Here is a 6,924-nt window from a genome sequence, read left to right as displayed (position 1 = left end):
GAGTGCACTGCGAGCTCAATCGCAGCGGACGATCTCGTCCGCCAAGCAACCATCAGGGCTGATTGCACGGGAAAAAACGCCCACGCAATCCGCACGGACGAAGTCCGCCCTTGACAATCGCTCTCATAGAACCGCTGACACGGCGCTGAGACCACTGACTTACTCCTCATCAACGAGAGCTCCACGCAGCGGGACGTGCACTCCAGACGCGACCAGGTCAAGTCGCGCCGACGACAACTCGACTCCGTGGCCAACCAGCTCAACTCTCGACGCGTCGAGCTGAGTTCCAGACGAGGCCAGCCAACCTCCAGGGGCTGCGACCTCAACTCCAGAGGCTGCGAGCTCAACTCCAGAGGCTGCGACCTGAACTCCAGACGCTGCGACTTCAACTCCAGACGTGTCCTGCTCTGTTCGCGCCGCATCCAGCTCGTTTCCGATCGGTACTCGTTAGGCTCAGAGACCGACCAGGTCGCTCGTCATCTCGAAGCACTTGGCGGCTCGCTCGATGCGCTCGGATGGATCGGGATAGGGAGTAGGAGAGAGTAACTCTCCTGCTCCCCTCCCACACCACCGGACATGCGGGTCCGCATCCGGCGGTTCGGTGAGTTGAGGTTATGAGGGCCAAGACGCGGTACTCCGAGTGACAGAAAGTACTGCGTCGGAAAGGCCGTTTTCAGAGCGCCATGCGTGGCCATCGCCCACCAGCGTCCGCAGTGCGCCGCCGCTGCCCGAGCCAAGCGATCGGAAAGTCCCCGCGCGCGTAGCGTCCGGTACAGCGTCGTGCCCCGCTTGTTCTGTTTGAGGATGAGCATTCGCAAACGACGGTGAAGCCATTTGTCCACGTCTCTAAGCACCCCCGGCGTGTCGGCCAGTCGGAAGTATGACTTCCACCCGACCAGGTAGCTCCGCAGCCGCCTCACCACCTGCGACGTAAGCTCCCGGACCCGCTCCTTCAGCTTCTCCAGGGCCTTCGGTGCGACGCGGCGTTTCACGATCTTGCCTGGCGCCACCCAAAAGCTGTAGCCAGGAAAGCCCGATCCCACACGCGCGCCACCGCACTCTTCGACGGATTGACCTGGAGCTTGAGCTTCGCGTAGAGGCCGACCAAGCCCTCCATCACGCGCTCCGCCGCCCGCTTCGACCGCACGTACACGTTGCAGTCATCAGCATAACGTGCAAAGCAATGTCCGCGGCGCTCCAACGCCCGATCCACCACATCGAGCAACACGTTTCGCCAACAACGGCGAGAGCGGCCCGCCTTGCGGCGTCCCTTCGTGCCGCTCCACCACTACGCCAGTTACCATTACTCCGGCTTCCAGATAGTGGCGAATGAGTCGTAACATCCGAGCGTCGACGATCCGGTTTGCCAGCAACCCCAAGAGCATGTCGTGATTGACTCGGTCGAAGAACTGCGCCAAGTCCACATCCACGACCCAGCGCCGACCACTCTGCACGTCGCGTTGCGCCTGACCCACCGCGTCATGGGCGCGCCGCCCCGGCCGAAAGCCATAGCTGGACTCAGAGAAACTGGGATCGATCATCGGTTGCAGGACCTGCAGCGCCGCAGATCCCCTCCCTCGACGACACGCTCCATCAGGGTCTCGAGTCCTGAGCGCGCGGTTCCCTGCCTCGCCGCCGTGGCTTCACCGCTCCACTCTGGTCTCGGGGCTTCACCCGATTCTCCAGTGGCAGCTCGAACTGGTCGTTCGACGGCGGTGCGTGGCCTTGTCGAGATGCACGGTCGACTCGCTCTCCTCACCGTTAGGCCCTTCGCGTCGGGGCGGTCTCAACGTACCCGAAGCCCTCCGCTACTCTGGCCGCTGCTGACTTCTCGCTCCGCTGAGTTGCCTACCTCCGCGTCATCCTTTCGGACGCGAGGCGAGATCTCCCCAGGTAAGACTCATCGGCTGTCCCTGCACGAGCGTCAGATCTACGATACGGCTCCTTGGTCGCGAGAGCTTCGCGGTCATTGGCCCGCTTGCCCTCAGTCGCATCGCCTCTTATCCGATTTCTGTGCGTCGCCCCGCAGGTCTCGATTCCCGCTGCTTTCAGCGATTCACTCACGATCCTCGCCTTGCGGTTCTCTCGGGTCGTTGTGACCAACTCCCCGGAGGACTTCCACCTCCTAGTCGATGTTCATGCTGGGCACACAATCAGTGAAAGAAGCCCCGGGTTCATCACCCGGGGCTTCCCTTGCTGCTACGCCGCCTTCGCTTCAGTCGGCGTCGGAGTCGGTGGCGTCGTCGAAGCGGGAATCGTTGCTTCGATCGGCACTACCTTCCCCCTCCCGATCCGTTTGGCCGAGTTCCACGCTGCCAAGATTTTCGCGTTACCCGCGGCCGCACTCTTCACCTGAGCATCCAGGAATCGCAAAACCGAGTGCGCTTGCGTTGCGGTGGCTTTGAGTCCGTCCCGTGCTGCCGCTTTCGTCGCGATGCTCTTACTGCGTGCATCGATCGACGCTCGCACCGCCGTCGCCGCCGCCACCATGTCGTCGACGAACGTCTCGGGACGGCCGTTCTCCACGAACACCTGCTGATACGGCTTTGCTGCCTCGGCCATGGCGTTCGCGTCCTGCACGAGCAGCGCGACCTTCACACTCAACTTGGGCACCTGCAGCGCCTTGAACTCCGGGACGTCGCGCAGATGCGCGGCCGCCATCAGCGCCACCGGCCGCATGTGGTCCTTCACCAGCTTGTCGCGCAACGCGGCCTTGGCCGCCGTCTGGCCCTTGGCGTTCAGCGTGTTGCTCGCCTGTTCGGCCTCGTTCACCCGCATGTCCTCCACGAGTTGGTCGAGCGCCTGCCGAGTCGCCGCCGCAGTCGCAGCGAACAGCTTCGCCGCGAACTCGTCCAGGAACTGCTGGACGCGCCGCAGCATGTCGAACTTCCGAATCTGTTGCACTTTCATAATGTCCCCCTCCCGGGGGGTGTGAACCAAGTGTGACGCCTGTCGTTGAGTGTTTACTCCCGCCTTCGTTGCGCGCGAGACGAAGACTCGGCGCACTTCACCGCCGGCGTCGAACGCGTTGACGTGCCCCTGCACTAAGGAGAACGCGAAAAGCGAAAAAGTAGCTATATGGTCTGCGCACAAGCTGCCACGCGGCCAGTGAACGTGGCGGTCCACTCGTGATGAGCGGCGGTCGTGCCGCGTGAAACCGCGGTCGTGTCATGAGGAGTCGCGGTCGTGTCGTGCGAAGCCACGGTTCCCTCGTGAGAGGCGGCGGTCGCCTGCCACTTTATTCCGGACGACTGCCGACTTTGTCGCGGTCGTGTCATGACTAGCCGCGGTCGTGTCATGACTAGCCGCGGGCGTGTCATGACTAGCCGCGGGCGTGCGATGAGTAGCGGCGGTCGTGTCGTGATTGGTCGCGGTCGCGTCGTGTTTGGTCGCGGTCGTGTCCTGCATTGCCGCGGTCGTGTCATGCACGACCGCGGGTGTCGTCACACTTAGCCGCGGTTCACTCGTGCGGAGCGCGCGTCGCCTCCGACTTTGCGCGGGTCGCCTCGAACAATGCTTGCGTCGCCTACCGTTTAGTCGCGGGCGCCTCACGATTTGGTAGTGACTGCTACCGATAGGTCAGGGGCGCGTCCGTTTTTCTCGGGGGCGCCTCGAGAGTTGGACGGGTTCTCTTCGAAGTTGGAACGGTCGCCTCCAGAGTTGGACCGGTTCTCTTTCTTGCGGGACGCACGTCGCCGTTGTCTGGCCCCGCACCGCTTGTTCATCTCCTTGAGGCGATCGTACCAGTCCGGGAGATCTATGTCAGCGCAGAAGTCGACTACCGCCATCATCGAGTCGCGCAGCTTGCGGCATGCGGCCTTTCTATGGTTGTCGTAGGTATTCAGACTGATGCCGCGGCGCGCGGCGATTTCCTCCCGTGAAAGCTCTTGAAAGTAGGCTTCGTCGACTATCTCCCGCTCGGTTTGCGACAGGTCCTCCATGTGCGAGCGAAGGATGTAGTGGAGGCCATCGAGGTCGTCCTTGGCGCGACGGACGGTAGGCACGGGCGCGTCGTACGTGCCGCGGTCGTTCCGCGCGAACAGGGTGTCGAGCTCGCGGTCGGCGAGGTGGCGGCCACGGACGTCGGGCTCCGGATCGATGCCCCAATGGGAATGCACAGGGCACGCGGGCGACGTGCTGTCGCGGATGCAGTCGATGGCATGATCGCGAACCGTTCTGAGGAACTTGCGCCGAAATCGGTCCTTGTTCGGCGGAAACGGCTCCGGGTTCGTCGACCGCTGCGCGTCTTCCACGAACAGCACGGCGGCGGTATGAACGATGTCTTCAACGCTCTGCGTCGAAACGAATCGCGCTGCCATGCGGCAGGCAGCGTCGAGGTTGGCGACGATGCCAGCCCAGCATGCCGCGAGCTGGACCTCGTTGAGCAACGCTTGCACCGGTCCCGCCGGCTTGGGCGGATTCGGATCCTCATGCGAGTCGGCCCCGCCTTCCACACTGCGGAAGGCCGGAGACACCCGCGTCTCGTATGCGGTCATATTTTTCCCCAGCTGATCAGTCGTTAGGCTGCGCGATGTGCTGCCGGAACGTGACACAGAGGGGCGCAGCTCGGTCCGCGGGTGCGGGAGCACGCCTCCGAGCGCGTGGGGCGACGCCGTTCCCGTTAGGCAAGGGGAACGCGACGCGGTACACCCGCTCTGGTTGTCTGGTCTTGATCGCTGAGCGTGCGTTGTCGCAGGGGTGCAGCCCAGCTGGCGGTAGCGCGGATCGGGGCCCGCGATACACGGTACCGGCCGGCGATGGCTCGCCGGTCAGCGGCTACACGGCTCTGTCCTCTCCCACGGCGCCCACACAGTCCCGCCGATGCCCGTAGCGACTTGCGTCTCCAATCGCTCGGAGCAGGGCCGCATCAGTTGACCGAAGGTCACGGGGAGCGTCTCACACGGCAGCGATCGCGCCTCTCGGCGCTCGGGTCCTGCGGGGAAAGCCCTAACGATTTTCTGTTCGGTGCTGCGGGCGCTACGGGTCCTGCGACACGGTCACGCGGGGTTGCACTCAAGGGGACCCGATGGGTTGGCAGGCAAACGCGGAGGCAACACGCTCTAGGCGCCCTGTCCCGACGAAACATCGAGAGCGAAGAGGCGTCGCGCGTTCTCGGCGACGAGGGCGCCGAGTACGTCCGGCGTGGTGTTCCGAGCGGCGGCGAGACGCGCGACCGTGAGACTCACCCAAGCAGGCTCGTTGCGCTTACCGCGATACGGAACCGGCGCGAGATACGGTGAATCGGACTCGGCCAGCAGTCTGTCATCGGGGATCACTCTCAGCAGCTCGTCGTCCGTCCAGTTCTTGAAAGTCACGATGCCGCTGAATGAGACGTACCAGCCGGCGTCGACAGCATCAGTCGCGAGCGCGCGCGATCCTGTGTAGCAGTGCAGCACGCCGACGACGCCGCGTCGGCCGGCAGCGACCACGAGTGCGCGCGTGTCGTCTTCGGCGTCACGCGTGTGCACGACGACGGGAAGCTTCAGGCGGTTGGCGATGTCGAGCTGCGCGACGAACGCCTCGCGCTGTGCCTCACGCGGAGAGTTGTCATAGTGGTAGTCGAGCCCACACTCACCAACGGCACGTGCTCCGGAGTGAAGGAGTGTCTCGAGAGGCTCGATGTCGCGCCCGGGAGCGAACGACGCGGCGTCGTGTGGGTGAATGCCGGCCGTCCAATGCACAAAGCCGCGATGCGCCTCGGCTATCGTTTGTGCACGCGCGGCAGCGGCAAGGGATTCACCGATACAGACGATGGCGCGAGCTCCGGCAGCGCGCGCCCGATAGATGACCTCGTCGCGATCCGCGTCGAAGGCGGGATCGGCGAGATGCGCGTGGCTGTCGATGAAGTCATGCATCAAAAGAAAGAACCGCCGTCGAGACGGCGGTTCCCCTGTTCAATACGATCGATCGTCGATCACGCTCAGCGGCTGGCGACGGCGCTCTCCGTCCGCGAACGGCGGCGGTCTTCGGCCACGGCACGCGCAGCGCCCTTCCCTTCGGCACCCGTCGGACGCGGCCACTTGCGCTCGATCCAGAGAAGGAGCGCACCGGCAACGTAAATGGAGCTGAACGTTCCGGTGAAGATTCCGAATGCCATGATCCAGGCGAATGGCCGGATCACTTCACCGGCGAAGAAGAGCAGCGCGAGCGTTGCCGCAAGGGTCGTGGCGTGCGTCAAGACCGACCGCGGCAGCGTTTCGTTGATGGAGCGGTTGAGCACATCGCGCAACGACTCCTTGCGTTGCTTTCGCAAGTTCTCACGGACGCGGTCGAAGATGATGATCGTGTCGTTGAGCGAGTACCCGATGACGGTGAGAATCGCGGCGACGACGGTGAGCGATATCTCGAGACGCAACATCGCCATGAAGGCGAACGTGGTGAGGACGTCGTGCGCCGTCGCGATGACGGCGGCGAGACCGAACCGCCACTCGAATCGCACCGCGAGGTAAATCAACGTGACGAGGAACGAGATGAGCACGGCGATCGCGGCGTTGCGACTCAGCTCGGCACCGACGCGAGGCCCGACGAACTCGCTGCGAATGAAACGGACGTTCGAGGCGTAACGTTTCGTGAGCGCCGCCTCGATGATCGTCGCGGTGGTGTCACTCGAAGCACCGGAGGACGCCGCAGTACCGCCGCCATGCTGCTGGGCACGCACCGTGTAGTCCGTGTCGGAGCCGAATTTCGTGATCTCTGAATTCGGGAATCCGGCCTGATCGACAATCGCCCGAATGTCGTCGATTTGCGGCGGCTGATGAAACTGCAGCTGCACGAGCGTGCCGCCCGTGAACTCGATGCTGCGGTTCAGCCCGTGGAAAGCGAGGAAGCCGAGACCGACGACGATCCAGGCGATGGTGATGACCGCCGCCTGCTTCCAGTAGCGGATGAAGTCGTACTTCGTGTCGTGAAGAATGCGTAGCATGA

Annotated in this window: 5 protein-coding genes; all 5 read right to left on the bottom strand. The window is 63.8% G+C overall.

What is annotated here, in order from left to right; translation table 11 throughout:
- Positions 1-1,163 precede the first annotated feature (1,163 nt).
- Positions 1,164-1,550, bottom strand: coding sequence for a reverse transcriptase domain-containing protein (locus VGH98_15875; protein HEY2377457.1), 387 nt, complete (start codon positions 1,548-1,550; stop codon positions 1,164-1,166).
- 649 nt (positions 1,551-2,199) lie between these two features.
- The gene (locus VGH98_15870) at positions 2,200-2,910 is read right to left on the bottom strand and encodes a hypothetical protein (protein ID HEY2377456.1); all 711 of its coding nucleotides are present in this window, start codon (positions 2,908-2,910) and stop codon (positions 2,200-2,202) included.
- 638 nt (positions 2,911-3,548) lie between these two features.
- Positions 3,549-4,475 (bottom strand): sigma factor-like helix-turn-helix DNA-binding protein, encoded by a 927-nt coding sequence (locus tag VGH98_15865; GenBank protein HEY2377455.1) that lies wholly within the window; start codon positions 4,473-4,475, stop codon positions 3,549-3,551.
- 585 nt (positions 4,476-5,060) lie between these two features.
- The gene (locus VGH98_15860; protein ID HEY2377454.1) at positions 5,061-5,855 is read right to left on the bottom strand and encodes a TatD family hydrolase; all 795 of its coding nucleotides are present in this window, start codon (positions 5,853-5,855) and stop codon (positions 5,061-5,063) included.
- Positions 5,856-5,920: 65 nt separating this feature from the next.
- The gene (gene secF / locus VGH98_15855; protein ID HEY2377453.1) at positions 5,921-6,922 is read right to left on the bottom strand and encodes a protein translocase subunit SecF; all 1,002 of its coding nucleotides are present in this window, start codon (positions 6,920-6,922) and stop codon (positions 5,921-5,923) included.
- Positions 6,923-6,924 lie beyond the last annotated feature (2 nt).

It is taken from the genome of Gemmatimonadaceae bacterium (genome assembly GCA_036496605.1).
Taxonomy (GTDB): domain Bacteria; phylum Gemmatimonadota; class Gemmatimonadetes; order Gemmatimonadales; family Gemmatimonadaceae; genus AG2.
Note: the sequence above shows the minus strand (reverse complement) of the source record. Positions and strands in the feature narration are given on the sequence as shown.